15 protein-coding genes, 3 tRNA genes, 1 pseudogene and 1 riboswitch are annotated in these 13,607 nt (G+C 65.3%); of the genes and pseudogenes, 6 read left to right on the forward strand and 13 right to left on the reverse strand.

Annotation, left to right across the window (positions count from 1 at the left end):
- Positions 1 to 3: 3 nt before the first annotated feature.
- The 4 genes from BN1263_RS05865 to BN1263_RS05880 form a co-directional block, all read right to left on the reverse strand.
- The gene (locus BN1263_RS05865; RefSeq protein ID WP_019658898.1) at positions 4 to 465 is read right to left on the reverse strand and encodes a GNAT family N-acetyltransferase; all 462 of its coding nucleotides are present in this window, start codon (positions 463 to 465) and stop codon (positions 4 to 6) included.
- Between the two features lie 106 nt (positions 466 to 571).
- Positions 572 to 2,194 carry an FMN-binding glutamate synthase family protein gene (locus BN1263_RS05870; RefSeq protein ID WP_058980159.1) on the reverse strand — a complete coding sequence of 541 codons (1,623 nt, stop codon included), beginning with the start codon at positions 2,192 to 2,194 and terminating at the stop codon, positions 572 to 574.
- A gap of 55 nt (positions 2,195 to 2,249) precedes the next feature.
- Positions 2,250 to 3,536, reverse strand: a complete 1,287-nt coding sequence (locus BN1263_RS05875; RefSeq protein ID WP_019658900.1) for a nucleotide sugar dehydrogenase — start codon at positions 3,534 to 3,536, stop codon at positions 2,250 to 2,252.
- 142 nt (positions 3,537 to 3,678) lie between these two features.
- Entirely contained in the window at positions 3,679 to 4,113 is a 435-nt protein-coding gene (locus BN1263_RS05880; protein ID WP_019658901.1) for a BLUF domain-containing protein, read from the reverse strand.
- 125 nt (positions 4,114 to 4,238) lie between these two features.
- Between BN1263_RS05880 and BN1263_RS05885 the strand changes: the two genes are divergently transcribed.
- Positions 4,239 to 4,325 (forward strand) — tRNA-Leu (locus tag BN1263_RS05885).
- Positions 4,326 to 4,348: 23 nt separating this feature from the next.
- On the opposite strand, the gene hemN is transcribed toward BN1263_RS05885, so the two are convergent.
- Positions 4,349 to 5,758: an oxygen-independent coproporphyrinogen III oxidase gene (gene hemN / locus BN1263_RS05890; protein WP_058980175.1), complete on the reverse strand. Its 1,410-nt coding sequence runs from the start codon at positions 5,756 to 5,758 to the stop codon at positions 4,349 to 4,351.
- 44 nt (positions 5,759 to 5,802) lie between these two features.
- Positions 5,803 to 6,243 (reverse strand): group III truncated hemoglobin, encoded by a 441-nt coding sequence (locus BN1263_RS05895; RefSeq protein ID WP_058980161.1) that lies wholly within the window; start codon positions 6,241 to 6,243, stop codon positions 5,803 to 5,805.
- Positions 6,244 to 6,422: 179 nt separating this feature from the next.
- Between BN1263_RS05895 and BN1263_RS05900 the strand changes: the two genes are divergently transcribed.
- Positions 6,423 to 6,710 carry a hypothetical protein gene (locus tag BN1263_RS05900; protein ID WP_019658969.1) on the forward strand — a complete coding sequence of 96 codons (288 nt, stop codon included), beginning with the start codon at positions 6,423 to 6,425 and terminating at the stop codon, positions 6,708 to 6,710.
- Positions 6,707 to 7,756, forward strand: a complete 1,050-nt coding sequence (locus BN1263_RS05905) for a 4Fe-4S dicluster domain-containing protein (RefSeq protein WP_058980163.1) — start codon at positions 6,707 to 6,709, stop codon at positions 7,754 to 7,756. The genes BN1263_RS05900 and BN1263_RS05905 overlap by 4 nt, the downstream gene beginning before the upstream one ends.
- A 1-nt stretch (position 7,757) precedes the next feature.
- On the opposite strand, the gene BN1263_RS05910 is transcribed toward BN1263_RS05905, so the two are convergent.
- Complete coding sequence (locus tag BN1263_RS05910) at positions 7,758 to 7,994, reverse strand: hypothetical protein (RefSeq protein ID WP_019658971.1); 237 nt, start codon at positions 7,992 to 7,994, stop codon at positions 7,758 to 7,760.
- Between the two features lie 353 nt (positions 7,995 to 8,347).
- Positions 8,348 to 8,557, reverse strand: coding sequence for a helix-turn-helix domain-containing protein (locus BN1263_RS20010; protein ID WP_019658972.1), 210 nt, complete (start codon positions 8,555 to 8,557; stop codon positions 8,348 to 8,350).
- A 111-nt stretch (positions 8,558 to 8,668) separates the two neighbouring features.
- On the opposite strand from BN1263_RS20010, the gene BN1263_RS05915 reads away from it, so the two are divergent.
- Both BN1263_RS05915 and crcB read left to right on the forward strand, forming a co-directional pair.
- Positions 8,669 to 9,070, forward strand: a complete 402-nt coding sequence (locus BN1263_RS05915; protein WP_019658973.1) for an XRE family transcriptional regulator — start codon at positions 8,669 to 8,671, stop codon at positions 9,068 to 9,070.
- 22 nt (positions 9,071 to 9,092) lie between these two features.
- Positions 9,093 to 9,156: riboswitch (Fluoride riboswitch) on the forward strand.
- Between the two features lie 82 nt (positions 9,157 to 9,238).
- Positions 9,239 to 9,631, forward strand: a complete 393-nt coding sequence (crcB, locus tag BN1263_RS05920; protein WP_021204393.1) for a fluoride efflux transporter CrcB — start codon at positions 9,239 to 9,241, stop codon at positions 9,629 to 9,631.
- Positions 9,632 to 9,635: 4 nt separating this feature from the next.
- Here the strand turns inward: crcB and BN1263_RS05925 are convergent, their stop codons facing one another.
- Positions 9,636 to 10,469: an AraC family transcriptional regulator gene (locus BN1263_RS05925; protein ID WP_058980165.1), complete on the reverse strand. Its 834-nt coding sequence runs from the start codon at positions 10,467 to 10,469 to the stop codon at positions 9,636 to 9,638.
- 173 nt (positions 10,470 to 10,642) lie between these two features.
- Here BN1263_RS05925 and BN1263_RS05930 point away from each other — a divergent pair.
- A pseudogene (locus BN1263_RS05930) lies at positions 10,643 to 11,716 on the forward strand (alpha/beta hydrolase family protein).
- A 22-nt stretch (positions 11,717 to 11,738) separates the two neighbouring features.
- Here the strand turns inward: BN1263_RS05930 and BN1263_RS05935 are convergent.
- The 4 genes from BN1263_RS05935 to BN1263_RS05950 all read right to left on the reverse strand — a co-directional run bounded on the left by BN1263_RS05935 (position 11,739) and on the right by BN1263_RS05950 (position 13,479).
- Positions 11,739 to 12,008, reverse strand: coding sequence for a hypothetical protein (locus tag BN1263_RS05935; protein WP_020723485.1), 270 nt, complete (start codon positions 12,006 to 12,008; stop codon positions 11,739 to 11,741).
- A gap of 218 nt (positions 12,009 to 12,226) precedes the next feature.
- Positions 12,227 to 13,141: an ADP-ribosylglycohydrolase family protein gene (locus BN1263_RS05940; RefSeq protein WP_058980167.1), complete on the reverse strand. Its 915-nt coding sequence runs from the start codon at positions 13,139 to 13,141 to the stop codon at positions 12,227 to 12,229.
- 122 nt (positions 13,142 to 13,263) lie between these two features.
- Positions 13,264 to 13,337 (reverse strand) — tRNA-Cys (locus BN1263_RS05945).
- A 66-nt stretch (positions 13,338 to 13,403) separates the two neighbouring features.
- Positions 13,404 to 13,479 (reverse strand) — tRNA-Gly (locus BN1263_RS05950).
- Positions 13,480 to 13,607: the final 128 nt, after the last annotated feature.

The following is a 13,607-nucleotide window of genomic DNA, read 5'->3' on the forward strand; positions in this document are numbered from 1 at the left end:
CACTCACCACGGCCGGCGCATGCTCACTGAAGCCAGCGCCACGCCGCTGGGATGCGGGTAGGCCTCTTCGCGCACGCTGACGAACCCCTGGCGTTGATAGAACGGCACGGCGTTGAGCGAGGCCGACAGCACCACCTCACGTTCACGATCGGCCATCGCCAGCAGGCGCTGCATCAACGCCTGGCCAATGCCCTGGCCGCCATGATCCGGATTGACGAACAACGCATCGACTTCATTGGCATCGGCATCAAAGACGCCGAAGCCGAGCAGGCCACCCTGCCCGTCCTCGGCCACTACGCAGCCTCCCTGCCCCAGCAACCGTGCGTACTGCGACGGCGGCGGCGAAGCAGACCACGGATCGATCACCTCCGCCGGGTAGTGGCTGCTGCACGTCTCGCGAACGCAACGCGTGCGCAGTGCCCACAGCATGGCGACATCGTCGATGGTGCCGGTCCTGAACCGCATGACATCTCCCTGTAGAGCCGAGCCCATGCTCGGCTGCTTCTCGATCACGCATCGCGATGTTGGAACGAAGATCAGCCGAGCATGGGCTCGGCTCTACAACATCACGTTATCGCGACTTGCTGGCGCGCAGCGCCTGGATCTTCGGCGGTGGCTGGAACGAGTCGCTGCGCGCATCGGCCCAGAACGCATGGAACACCGCATGGTCGGGCACCTTGTGCAGCAGTTCGCCTGGCTCCAGGTAGCGGTACAACGAGGCCAGCGAACGGATCTCCACCGGCGAGACACGGCGCAGGATGTGTTCCGGCCCCAGCTCGGCCGGATCATTGAGGCCCGCGGCACACAGCAGTTCCTTCAAGGCATGCAGCGTGTGCTCGTGGTAGCTGTACACACGGGTGGCCTTGTCCGGTGCATCCAGATGCTTCCAGCGCGCCGGGTCCTGGGTCGCGATGCCGGTGGGGCACTTGTCGGTATGGCAACTCAACGACTGGATGCAGCCCAGCGCGAACATGAAGCCGCGGCCGGCATTGCACCAGTCGGCACCCAGCGCGATGGTGCGCGCGATGTCGAACGCACTGGTGATCTTGCCGGCTGCACCGATGCGGATGCGCTCGCGCAGATCGAGGCCGACCAGAGTGTTGTGCACCAGCAGCAGCGCTTCGTGCATCGGCACGCCGACATGGTCGACGAACTCGGCCGGTGCCGCGCCGGTGCCCCCTTCGGCACCATCCACCACGATAAAATCCGGCAGCAACCCGGTTTCCTGCATCGCCTTGGCAATGCCGAACCACTCCCACGGGTGGCCGATCGCCAGCTTGAAACCGACCGGCTTGCCACCGGACAGCTCGCGCAGGCGGGCGACGAACTGCAGCAGCTCGACCGGTGTCGAGAACGCCGAGTGACGCGACGGCGACACGCAGTCCACGCCCATCGGCACGCCACGGGTCACCGAGATCTCGGCAGTCACCTTCGGCGCTGGCAGCACGCCGCCATGACCCGGCTTGGCACCCTGCGACAGCTTGATCTCGATCATCCTGACCTGGTCATGGGTGGCATTGGCAACGAAGCGTTCCTCGCTGAACCCCCCCTTCTCGTCGCGGCAACCGAAGTACCCCGAGCCGATCTCCCACACCAGATCGCCGCCCATCTCACGGTGATAGGGCGAGATCGAGCCTTCGCCGGTGTCGTGGTAGAAACCACCACGCCGTGCGCCTTCGTTCAGTGCGCGGATGGCATTGGCCGACAGTGAACCGAAGCTCATCGCCGAGATATTGAACACGCTGGCCGAATAAGGCTTGGCGCAGTTCGGGCCGATCAGGACGCGGAAGTCATGCTTGGCAATCGTCGTCGGTGCCAGCGAATGGTTGATCCACTCGTAGTCCACCGCATAAGTGCTGCGCAGGGTGCCGAACGGTACCGTGTCCATCTCGTTCTTGGCGCGCTGGTAGATCAGTGCGCGTTGCTGGCGCGAGAACGGCACGTCCTCCAGGTCACTCTGCACGAAGTACTGGCGGATCTCCGGGCCGATCGACTCCAGCCCGTAACGGAAGTGCGCCATCACCGGATAATTGCGGCGCAACGTGCTGCGTTTCTGCAGCAGGTCCCAGGTCCCCAGCGCCACCATCGCGGCAGTCAGGCCGACGCCCCAGTACCAGGCTGGCCAGATCGTGGCCAGCCACAGGCATATCGGGAACATCAGGATGGCGAGCAGGTAGACGATATACCGGTGCATGGCGTTCCTCGGTTGCAACTGCCCCCGAGTCTACCGCGCCGTTCGCAGCCGGGGCTTACAAACGATCGTCAACCACGTTGCGCGGCCAGGCCGATTTCACGTCGTAGACCAGGCCACCGGGCGCCAGCAGCGCCCGGATTGCGGATTCATCCATCGCCTTGAAACGGGCGTGGGCCACCGCCAGCACCACCGCGTCATAGCGCCCTGCCCCGGGCTCGGCCAGCCAGTCCAGGCCCTCGCCGGTCAATGCCGCCGGGCCGACCCACGGGTCGCTTACCTCGACCCTCGCACCGGCATCGCGCAAGCGCTGTGCCAGTTCCAACGCGCGACTGTTGCGCAGGTCCGGGCAATCCTCCTTGAAGGTCACGCCCAGGACCAGGATGCGTGCATCCGCCGGCGCACGGCCACGCTCGGCCAGCATCGCCAGCACCCGAGCCGCTACGTGCTCGCCGACGCGGTTATTGACCTGTCGCGCGGTGTGGATCAGGTCCGGGTGGTAACCCACGCTCTCGGACTTGTGCAGCAGGTAGTACGGATCGACGCCGATGCAGTGACCACCGACCAGGCCCGGGCGGAACGGCAGGAAGTTCCACTTGCTGCCGGCGGCATCCAGCACGTCCTGGGTGTCGATGCCGAGCCGGTCGAAGATCAGGGCCAGCTCGTTGACCAGCGCGATGTTGACGTCACGCTGGATATTCTCGACCACCTTGGCCGCTTCAGCCACGCGCATCGAAGGGGCCGGGAACGTACCGGCGGCAATGATGCGCTGGTACAGACCATCAATCACCGCAGCGACCTCCGGGGTCGATCCGGAGGTGATCTTGCGGATGTCGGCAAGGCGCCGCTGGCGGTCACCGGGGCTGACCCGTTCGGGGCTGTAGCCGCAGTAGAAGTCTTCGTTGAAGCGCAGGCCGGACCCTTGTTCCAGCAGCGGTACGCACACTTCCTCGGTGGTTCCGGGGTAGACCGTGGACTCGTAGATCACCAGATCTCCGGCGCGGAGATGGCTGGCAATCAGGCGCGTGGCCGAACGCAACGGCTCCAGATCGGGCTGTTCGTAGGCATCGATCGGGGTCGGCACGGTGACGATGTAGACATTGCAGGCATCAAGCAGTGCCGGATCGCTGCCGTACTGCAACAGGTGCGCACTGGCCAGCTCGTCGGCTTCCATTTCCAGTGTGTGGTCCTGGCCGCTGCGCAGCTCGGCGATGCGACCGGCGTCGATATCGAAGCCCAACGTCGGCCACTGCCGGCCAAACGCCACCGCCAACGGCAGGCCGACATATCCCAGGCCGACCACCGCAAACCGAGGGTCACTGGCCGCCGCAACCGGCACACTCATCGGCACATCCCATGCAATCGATGCAATCGCACATACGCTGCCATGGCCTCGGCCAACACACTCATCTGCTGCACCACTCCGGAAAACCTGCGCCAGAAAGGCTACAGCCTACCGGCCCCGGCGCCCTGCCGCCAAGGCGGGCTCAGGACCCCAACGCCACCGCCGCCGGTTCCAGCTCACCGTCGGCACCGGTCCAGGCCTGCAGCAGGCGTTCAAATCCACCGCTGCCAAGCAGGAAGCCGGGCCAAGCGGCGTCGACGATCTGCGCCAGTGGTTCTGGCTCGATGCGCCGCGTACCCATCGACCAGCGCGGAAATGCCCGCTGCACCACCGGAGCGCGGCACAGTACGTGCAGCTGCCCATGGCTGCGCGCGTTGAGGATGCGCTGGAACACCGAATCGATACCGTCCTGCGGGCCTTCGAGATACTGCAGGAAACGGCTGCCATCGAACATCAGGACGCCGGTGACTCCAGCTACACGATTGAATGCCGTGGCATCGGCCAGCAGGCGGTCAAGATCGGTTGTCTGCAGATCGGCGCGGGCCTCGCTGGCATAGGCAATCGCGTGCAGCGACATCAGATGGCTCCCCCCTGGGAACGATGGCAGGGACTATGACATGAATACGATCGGCAGTTAAGCACGCGACCGCCGTGATGCAAACAGGCCGAGGCAGGTGGGCTACAATCGGCGCCGCGCTGCTGGCCCGGATGGCGAAACTGGTAGACGCATCGGACTTAAAATCCGCCGACCGCAAGGTCATGCCGGTTCGATTCCGGCTCCGGGCACCATACGCACGCCGCGCAACCCACACTCAGATCGCACGCGAGTAACGCGGTTGCTCGTGAGTGGCACGCAGGTACGGATCGAAGCACATCGCCAGCAACCGCAGCAGCGGTCGCCCCGGTTCGCTGGAACGCACTACGCCATCGCGGTATTCGGCCAGCCCGTCTTCCTGCAGCCGCTGTACCGAATGCAGGTCCTCGGCGAAGTACTGCTCGAAATCCACGCCGTGGCGCTGACCCAGCTGCACGCCATCGACCTCGCCCTGGCACATCAACTGCTGGATCAGTTCCGCACGCAGCTGGTCGTCAGCGCTCAGCGCCACGCCGCGCCACACCGGCAGCTGCCCCTGGTCCACGGCATCCTCCCATGACGGCAGGTCGCGCGGATTCTGGCTGTAGGTGGCACCTATGTGGCTGATCGCACTCACGCCCAGGCCGAGCAGATCGGTATCGGCGTGGGTGGTATAGCCCATGAAATTGCGATGCAGCTGCCCGGCGCGTTGTGCGCGCGACAGATCTTCTTCCGGCAATGCGAAGTGATCCATGCCGATGTACTGGTAGCCGGCCGCAGAGAGCGTCTCCACCGCCAGACCCAGCAGCGCCAGTTTGTCCTCCGGCGAAGGCAAGCGGCTTTCGTCGATCTGCTTCTGCGCACGGAACAGGTGCGGCAGATGCGCGTATCCGTACACCGCCAGGCGGTCCGGACGCAGCGCCAGCACCCTATCGAGGGTGCGGCCGAACCCCTCCAGGCTCTGCCCCGGCAAGCCGTAGATCAGGTCGACGTTGACCGAACGCATGCCGCTGTCGCGGCAGGCGCTCAGGATGTCCAGTGTCTGCTGCACGCCCTGGATGCGGTTGATCGATTCCTGCACCTGCGGGTCGAAATCCTGCACGCCCAGGCTGGCCCGGTTGAATCCCAGGCGCGCCAGCATGGCGACGTCGCGGGTGTCGATGAAGCGTGGATCGAGTTCGATCGAGAAATCGCGCTGCGGTGAATCGCTGAAATCGAAGCGCCGGCGCAGCCCTTCCACCAGCGTGGTCATCGCCTCGGCCTCGAGGAAATTCGGCGTGCCACCGCCCAGATGCAGCTGGATGACCTCACGGCCGTCCTCGAACTGCGGCGCCAGCAGGTCGGCCTCGGCCAGCACGCGCGACACATAGCTGTGGCCACGTCCGCGGTCGCGGGTGATCACCCGGTTGCAGCCACAGTAGAAGCAGGGGCTGGAACAGAACGGCACATGCACGTACAGCGACAGCGCGCGGGCCAGCTGGTTGCTGTCGGCGATCGCCTGGCGCAGCGCCGGCGCGTCGAAGCCATCATGGAAATGCGGCGCGGTCGGATACGAGGTGTAGCGCGGGCCCGGCCGGTCGTGCCGGCGCAGAAGGTCGGGGTCGAAGGTCCAGGCCAGGCCACCGGCAGCGGGAGAGAACGTGTCCATGCCCCCAGCATCGCGCCAGGCGGCCTGTGCCGCCTTGACCCAGATCAATGCTTGCCGGCGATCCCCAGTACCGGCAGGCCGACCTGCGGCCAGCGCAGCATCTGGTAGCGCTTCCAGAAGGTGTCACCGATCCGCGCAGCCACGTCGTTGGCCAGTTCCTGCATCGGCGGGTTGCCGCACTCGGCAGTGGTGACCCGGAACAGCACCAGCCAGCGATCAAACAGGTCCTTGTCCAGCTCGATGGCCATGTGCTTGGACATCGGCGAGCCCTTGAAGCGGCGAGTGCCACGCAGCATCGCCGACCAGAAATCGACCAGTTGCGCCAGGTGCCCGGGCCAGTCGTGCACGTGCGCCTCGAACACCGGTCCCAGCCGCTCTTCCACTCGCACGCGGGCATAGAAATCGTGGACCAGTCGGGTCACTTCCTGCTCGGTGCACAACCCGGGCGAGGCGACGGGGAGGACAGGCGGCTGTGTTGCGTTCATCGGGGCATCCAAAGCTTGCAGGCAGGCTGCCGCACCCAGGCGGCAGCGCCGTTGATCCAGATCAATGTCGGCGCAATCCGCTGCGCCTAGGCTGGCACGCTTGCAGGAAGCATGCCCTGCGGATACGGCGCCGATCCTGGCGAAGTATACGCGCCGCCCACTTTTCGATCGGGGACAGCATGAACAGACCTTTTCCCAACCGCCGCCAGCGGCTGATCCAGCACTGGGGCGCGATCCTCTGGCCCAGCTTCATCGCCGCCGGCGTTGCCAGCGTGGTGTTCTTCGCCTTCGTCGATCCATTGCGCCTGCAGGCCATCAGTTTCCCGGGCACGGCCATCAGCCGCGAACTGGGCTATACGGCAGGATTCTTCATGTTCTGGTCGGTCACTGCACTGTCCAGCGCGGTCACCTGGTACCTGCAGCGGCCCCTGCCGGGCGATGACGACGAGGAGCTGCCGCTGGGATGAGCACGTCCTGCACCCGGGTACCCCGTCCCTGGCATTGGCGCGGCACGCTCAGCGCTGCCCTGCTGGTGGTGTTCTACGCACTGCCGTGGCTGCGCTGGGAAGGACGCCAGGCGCTGCTGCTGGACATCAGCGCGCGGCGATTCGACCTGTTTGGCTGGACCTTGTGGCCCGGCGACGTCGGCGCGCTGATCGGCCTGCTGGCGGTACTGGTAGTAAGCCTCGCGCTGCTGACCCACCTCGCCGGCCGCGTCTGGTGCGGCCACGCCTGCCCGCAGACGCTGTGGCGCCGTGCCTTCGACTGGATCGCCCGCAGCGCGGCGCGGGTACTGCCCGCACCTGCGGCAGGCCCAGCCACCCAGCTGGCCTGGGGCCTGCTGTCAGTGTGGACCGGCATCACCTTCGTCGGCCTGTTCAGCCCGATCAGCGGATTGCTGGCCGCCGCGCCAAGCGCTGGCTGGAGCGGCTGGGAAACGTTCTGGGTGCTGTTCTACGCCGCCGCCACCTGGGGAAACGCCGGGTTCCTGCGTGAGCAGGTGTGCCGTTCGCTGTGCCCGTTCGCACGCATGCAGCCGCTGCTGACCGATCCGCATACGCCGCGCATGCTGTACGACGCCCGCCGCGGTGAGCCGCGCGGGCCACGCCCGTCCGGTCTCGGCGGGGTGCTGGGCCGTGGCCGCGGCCTGCTCGACCCGACCACTGCGCAGGACTACGTATTCCGCGCTGCGCATCCGCTGCTGGCAGGACCGATGCCGACCTTCAGCGCCGACCGCCTGGGTGACTGCACCGATTGCGCAGCCTGCGTCCGTGCCTGCCCGATGCAACTGGACATCCGCCAGGGACCGCAGGCCGATTGCCTGGCCTGTGGCGCCTGCCTGGAGGCCTGCGCACAACAACAGCTCCGGGCCGGTTTCGGTCCTGGGCTGGTGCGCTACTGCAGTCCGCAGGCGATGGCCGGACAACCGAAGCGCCTGTGGCGCCCCCGGACGTTGGCCCTGCTGTCCTTGTTGCTCGCGCTGCTTGCCTGCGGCGCCTGGCGCCTGCTGTGAATCAACGCGACGCGTTGGCGTGCGGCGGCACAAGCTGGGCGCGCCGGACGATGCCCAACTGTTCGATGATCAGCGCCATCTCGTTGGTGACTTCGGTACGCTCGGTCCCCTGTGGGACCAGGCGATCCAGCACCTGCTGGTAGGTATCCCAGAACGCCGGACCGCATCCGTGTTTGTGATAACTGGCTTCCAGTTCGCGGCGTACCCGTTCAGCCAAGCCATTCATGCCGTATTCCATACGACCTCCGTTGGACTTGTTCTGCATCGTTGACGGTCTACCGACTCACTTGCGTGCTACTGAAAGACTCCCAGGCTTCACGACTGGTTGACTCCAATTAGTCACAGATTTCACGACAGGTCAATTACATGCAGCGACTTTCGTGATTGAAATTATTAATCGTTCACGAAACTACATACGGGGCCCTGGGGGTGCCGGATGGGGCGAAGCCGACAGGCGTCCGGAAGCACAGCACGACGTCCGCAGTAGGCGGCACTGATTATCAGCTTGGGATCGATTGAACTTGCCTATTTTGCTAAGTGTACTTAGCGCATCGGGTTAAGCAGGCTGGATGCGACAAAAGGCGGCGCAAATCAGATGGATTCGTCTGCCCGCGCTTCAGTTGTCGGAAAAAGGTTCGGGTAGCGCTGATGGAGGATGTACTGCCGCAATGGAGGAATGGGAAAGTCCCTCGGCCATTGCGACACTGCGGAACGGCTGATGCCAAAGAAGCGCGCCAGTTCCGCGTCGGTGCGGAATCCCAGCCGGGTTCGTACCTGCCGCTTGCTCCAGAATTCGGTCACGGTCGGTCCTTCTGTTAACCAGACTGATTCTTGCGGCAAGGCTTCTTCGCAATCCACGCGTTAAGCTGGCTTGCATAGATGAATACTCTCGGCCAACGACTCGCGGCAGCCATGAAGAAAGCCGGGCACCCACGCCCGGCCGATCTGGCACGCGCCGCCAAATCAACGACAGCAACCATCAGCAACTGGCTCAACGACCACGTGAGCGCCTCGCACGTAAAGGCCGAACAGCTGTTCCGCATCGCCGATGCGGCCAAGCTGGACGCACGCGAGCTGCTGTACGGGGTCAGCGGGCTTGGCGTCGGTGAGCCTGGCAATGCCTACATCCCCAGCCAGGCCCACCTGGATGTCTGGCAGGACGCCTACGAGCTGGTCAGCCATCTGGTGGCCGAGAACGGTCTGGAGATCGACCACCGGCGCCACGCGGCCTTGGATCTGCTCGCGTTTGAACTGCTGATGGACGGCTTCAGCCGCAGCAAGGTTGCCCGGGTTCTGACGACCTCGATGACGTAAATGCACCGCCGCTGGTAGCATGGGCCTCAATGGGGATGGGGCTCCCCCGATAACCGCCTGAGAAGGCTGATGGCTCCTGCCATGACGAATCCGGTGTTCGTCGACGGCGGGTCGTGCCTGCCCTCAGCGTTCGCCATTGACCCTGCGAACCCGTATTCGAGGCACCCCATGCACGCACTGAACGGCTATTTCCTGGTCTTCATCGGAGGCGGCATCGGTGCCTGCCTGCGCCACGCCTGCAATCTGCTCGGCGCGCGGGTAGTGGCCGGCAGTCCCTGGCCCTGGTCGACCTTCCTGATCAACATCAGCGGCGCGCTCCTGATGGGCGTCGTGGTCGAGGTCTTCGCGATGCGCAATGGCGCCTCGCCACAGCTGCGATTGTTGCTGGCCACCGGCATCCTCGGCGGCTACACCACGTTTTCCACCTATGCACTGGAGATCGGCTTGCTGCTGCAGCGCGGCCAACATGGGCTGGCGGCCCTGTATGCCGGCGGCTCGGTGGCACTGGGCCTGGCCGGCCTATTCGGCGGCATGAAGCTGGCCCGGCTGCTGCTGGGCTGAGCGCTCAGGCCGCGCTGGCCCGGGTCTGCCCGCGCCATTCCCGCGGCGACAGCCCGGTATGCGCCTTGAACGCGCGCGACAGCGCGGCTTCGCTGCCATAACCCACGTCGTCGGCAATCCGTTTCAGCGGGCGCCCCTGACGCAGTGCCTGCTGCGCCAGGCCCACCCGCCAACCCTGCAGGTACTGCCCGGGCGTGGTACCCATCGCCTCGCGGAAACTGGCAGCAAACACGCTGCGTGACATGCCGGCAACCTCGGCCAGGTCTTCCAGGGTCCAGGACTGAGCGGGCGCCTCATGCATTGCTACCAGTGCCAGCCGCAGCCGTGGATGACCCAGCCCGGCAAACAGGCCACCACGCATCCCGCCCCCTTCCATCAGCTGGCGCAGCACCTGGATCATCACTACCTCGAACAACCGGTTGACCATCACCGCACGCCCGCAGCGCTGCTCGAAGGCCTCCTCGAACAGCAGTTCCAGCGCTGCGTTGCCGCCATTGAGATCCGCCAGCGGCATGCAGATGAAATCGGGCAACGCGACGCTGATCGGGTTGAGCCGACCGCCCTCGAAATGCAGGTTGGCGCAGGCCATGTCGGCGCCGTGCTGCGGATCAGTGCTGAAGCGATGCGGCATCGGTCGCGGGTACAGCAGCAGGCTGGGGACCTCGACCTGCACGGTCTGCCGGCCGTGGCTGACCTGCAACGGGCCGCGCCGCACCAGGTGCAGCTGCCCGGCCTCATTCTCCCCCTCCAGCATGTTGATACCGCACAGCGCACCGGCATGGAACACCGAGGCAGTGACCGCAAAGCGTTCAAGCAGAATGGCGAGACGGTCGACCATGACGGGACCCTGGGTAAAGTAGAAAGAGATCAAGGCGACACATCGTATCGGAATCCTCCCGTAGCGGACGTGATCGACTCGGGGAGCGCCCCCCGCCCTTCCTGCGGCAGTGCAGCGCGCGCAGGCTGCTGGCGGGGTCTAAGCTGACGCCATTTCCGGATGGAATGCTCGTGATGTGTCGCTTGCTACGATGTGCCCTCACCCTCGCCCTGCTATTCCCGGCGACACCGGTGATGGCCGCACCCGCTGCATCACCGCGCACGTTCAGTGGCGAGCTGCAGAGGGCCCCGTGGCGCCTGGACGTTCCGGCAGACTGGAACGGTGACCTGGTGATGCTGGCGCACGGCTAGCCGGTAGGCGTGCCACGTACTACGCCGATGGCCGCCAATGACGGCACCGCGCCACTGCTCTCTGCAGGCTACGCCGTCGCGCAGAGCGCCTATGCCAGCCAGGGCTGGGCGGTGGCCGATGCGATCACCGACATGGAACGCCTGCGCCGGCATGCAGTGGCCGAACTCAAGCATGTGCGCCATATCTGGATGCTGGGATTTTCGATGGGCGGCGCCGTGACCCTCGCCAGCCTCGAGCGGTTCCCGCAACACTACGCCGGTGGTGTGTCGCTATGCGGCGCCAATCTCAGTGGCGAACAGATCGCGAGTGATCTGCTGACCACGCTGGTCGCTTTCGATTACTTCTTTGCCAAGGCCGAAGGCCTGCCGGGTGCGGGAGTGCTCTCACCCGAAGCGGCTGCGCTGCCACAGGGCGAACTGTACCAAGGCATCTCCAATGCGCTGCAACGCAGCCCGTCACATGCCGCGTTGCTGGCACAGCGGCTGCAGGTGTCCGCTGATGCACTGGCCGGCACGATCAGCCTGCATGCACTGGTCCTGCACGAACTGGCCACGCGCAGTGGCGGCATGCCGGTGGGCAACAGAGGTGTGGCTTACAGCGGCTTCGGTGACGACATGGCGTTCAATGCCGGCGTACGACGTGTCGATGCCGTGCCTGCCGCGCAGGCCGCTGTCCGCAGGGAGCTGGCATTGAGCGGTGCGTTGAGGCGACCGCTGGTGATCCAGTTCAACAACAACGACCCGACGATCGTGCCGCGCATGCAGACGGTGTATCTGCAGACGGCCGCACGGGCCGGCGCCCGTCCGCTGCCACAGGTGCTGCCGCCCGTTGGCGAAGGCCATTGTGGCTTCTCCGGAGCGCAGATCATCGAGGCGTTGAAGGCCGCACAGCGTTGAACAATCGCGGCCCGCGCGCAGCTCAGCCGCCCAGCGTGCCCATCGTGAAGGTGTAGCCCGAGCTCATCAGGAATTCGCGCATGCGCATTTCCGCGCGACGCGGCGAAGCCAGATTGGCCGGCGCATAGAGGGCGTAGACCAGGCCCGACCCCTCGATATGCTCACGGCGCACCCCGCAGCGGGCGGTTTCCGAAGCGATGATCCAGCCATCCTTCAACCGGTCCGGCCCGATGGATTGCCCGTTCTTCAAGCGAAAGGTCAACCAGCGCACATCTGCCGTGACTTTGCTCATTTCCGTTTCGCTCCGTGGCTGGAACGACGCGTGATGTCCGTGCTCGCCATTGCGGCTCCCTGAGACGTGGAACTCGACCATAGCGCCTTTCCATGTCGTGGCCGGCTGAGACTGGCGATCGGGACGTGGCGAACGGCTGCAGGTGAAGCAGCGCGGCGTCGGAAATGGCGGCGGCAGGGAGCATCCTGCCGGCGCAGTTCACAGGCAGGGAACCCGACTCACGCAGCGCGGTCGCTGCCCTGGTTCAAGGCGTGCAGCGCATCGGCCAGCGCCTGGATTTCGGCACGCAGGGCCAGCCGCTGCAACCACCGCCCGGGGATTCCGCGCGCACCCTGGAATGCCCCCGCCAGCTGCCCGGCGATGGCGGCCGTGGTGTCGGCGTCCTCGCCAAGATTGGCCGCCTCGAGTACGACGGCTTCAAAGGTGTCGTGGCGATCAAAGCACCAGAGTGCTGCTTCCAGACTGTCAACAACATAACCATTGCCACGGATCTGCTCACGCGCGGCACCGCGGTAGCCGCCCGCCGCGATCTGCTGCAGCCGCGCGCTCTTGACGGGAACATCGCTGAGATCCAGCACTCCGTCGCGGGTGCTCCCCGCCAACGCCCGCTCCAGCGCGACCGCCAGCAAGCGGCACGCCTCCAGGCACTCCTGCGCAGCGTGCGTCGTTCGCGAACTCAGCTCGGCTATGGCCTGCAGATCGGGAGTCCCGGCGTAGCGCAATGCTACCGGCGCCAAACGCATGATCGAGCCATTGCCAGCGCTGCGTGGGTCGTCACTCCCCGCCAGCGGATGGCCGTCCTGCAGGAACCGGTCGATCGCAGCTCGCGTTGCCATACCGATATCGAAGCACTCGCCGGTCGCACTCCAGTAACCGTGCCGGTACCAGTTGGCGTAGCGGTTCATCTGATCGCGCGGGTCGAAGGTGTCGCAGCGCGCCAGGCTCTCGGCCAGGCACATCGCCATGGAGGTATCGTCAGTCCATTGCCCCGGCTGCAGGTGGAACGGCCCACCACCCACCATGTCGGTAATCGGGGTGAAGCTGCCACGGGGCTTGAATTCCAGCGTGGTACCGACGGCATCGCCGCACGCGAGGCCGAGCAAAGCCCCGCGGAAGTGATCAATCTGGTTCATCACGCGAGTGTAGCGCCACCGCATCCGCCATGACTGACCGCCAGGTCGGGTGGCGATCGCGCGAGCGGGGAATCGATCGCAGCCAAACAAAAAAGCCCTGACCGGAGTCAGGGCTTTTCAATTGGAGGCCTCAAGCGGAATCGAACCGCTGTAAACGGATTTGCAATCCGGTGCATAGCCACTCTGCCATGAGGCCAACGTACTTCACGCCAGGAACGTAGCCCTGACAAGACAAAACCCCAAGATGGGGCCAGTCGGAACATGGAGCGGGAAACGAGACTCGAACTCGCGACCTCAACCTTGGCAAGGTTGCGCTCTACCAACTGAGCTATTCCCGCGTAAGCCGACATGCTACCGGAAACCCGGAAAACACACCAGCGATTTCACCTTTCTGACTGCGCGTAAAGCCTTGTGGCCCAACGTCCCCGCCTTGCCGTGGCGGGAGAAAAACAAGGCCCCTACCGGG

Source organism: Stenotrophomonas thermophila, from assembly GCF_001499715.1.
GTDB classification, from domain to species: domain Bacteria; phylum Pseudomonadota; class Gammaproteobacteria; order Xanthomonadales; family Xanthomonadaceae; genus Stenotrophomonas; species Stenotrophomonas hibiscicola.

Coding starts and splice junctions, on each gene's coding strand:
- crcB (WP_021204393.1), top strand. CDS start 9,239: ATGCACGCACTGAACGGCTATTTCCTGGTCTTCATCGGAGGCGGCATC.
- hemN (WP_058980175.1), bottom strand. CDS start 5,758: ATGGACACGTTCTCTCCCGCTGCCGGTGGCCTGGCCTGGACCTTCGAC.
- BN1263_RS05875 (WP_019658900.1), bottom strand. CDS start 3,536: ATGAGTGTGCCGGTTGCGGCGGCCAGTGACCCTCGGTTTGCGGTGGTC.
- BN1263_RS05880 (WP_019658901.1), bottom strand. CDS start 4,113: ATGTCGCTGCACGCGATTGCCTATGCCAGCGAGGCCCGCGCCGATCTG.
- BN1263_RS05865 (WP_019658898.1), bottom strand. CDS start 465: ATGCGGTTCAGGACCGGCACCATCGACGATGTCGCCATGCTGTGGGCA.
- BN1263_RS05910 (WP_019658971.1), bottom strand. CDS start 7,994: ATGGAATACGGCATGAATGGCTTGGCTGAACGGGTACGCCGCGAACTG.
- BN1263_RS05935 (WP_020723485.1), bottom strand. CDS start 12,008: ATGAGCAAAGTCACGGCAGATGTGCGCTGGTTGACCTTTCGCTTGAAG.
- BN1263_RS05915 (WP_019658973.1), top strand. CDS start 8,669: ATGAAGAAAGCCGGGCACCCACGCCCGGCCGATCTGGCACGCGCCGCC.
- BN1263_RS05940 (WP_058980167.1), bottom strand. CDS start 13,141: ATGAACCAGATTGATCACTTCCGCGGGGCTTTGCTCGGCCTCGCGTGC.
- BN1263_RS05900 (WP_019658969.1), top strand. CDS start 6,423: ATGAACAGACCTTTTCCCAACCGCCGCCAGCGGCTGATCCAGCACTGG.
- BN1263_RS05895 (WP_058980161.1), bottom strand. CDS start 6,243: ATGAACGCAACACAGCCGCCTGTCCTCCCCGTCGCCTCGCCCGGGTTG.
- BN1263_RS05870 (WP_058980159.1), bottom strand. CDS start 2,194: ATGCACCGGTATATCGTCTACCTGCTCGCCATCCTGATGTTCCCGATA.
- BN1263_RS05905 (WP_058980163.1), top strand. CDS start 6,707: ATGAGCACGTCCTGCACCCGGGTACCCCGTCCCTGGCATTGGCGCGGC.
- BN1263_RS05925 (WP_058980165.1), bottom strand. CDS start 10,469: ATGGTCGACCGTCTCGCCATTCTGCTTGAACGCTTTGCGGTCACTGCC.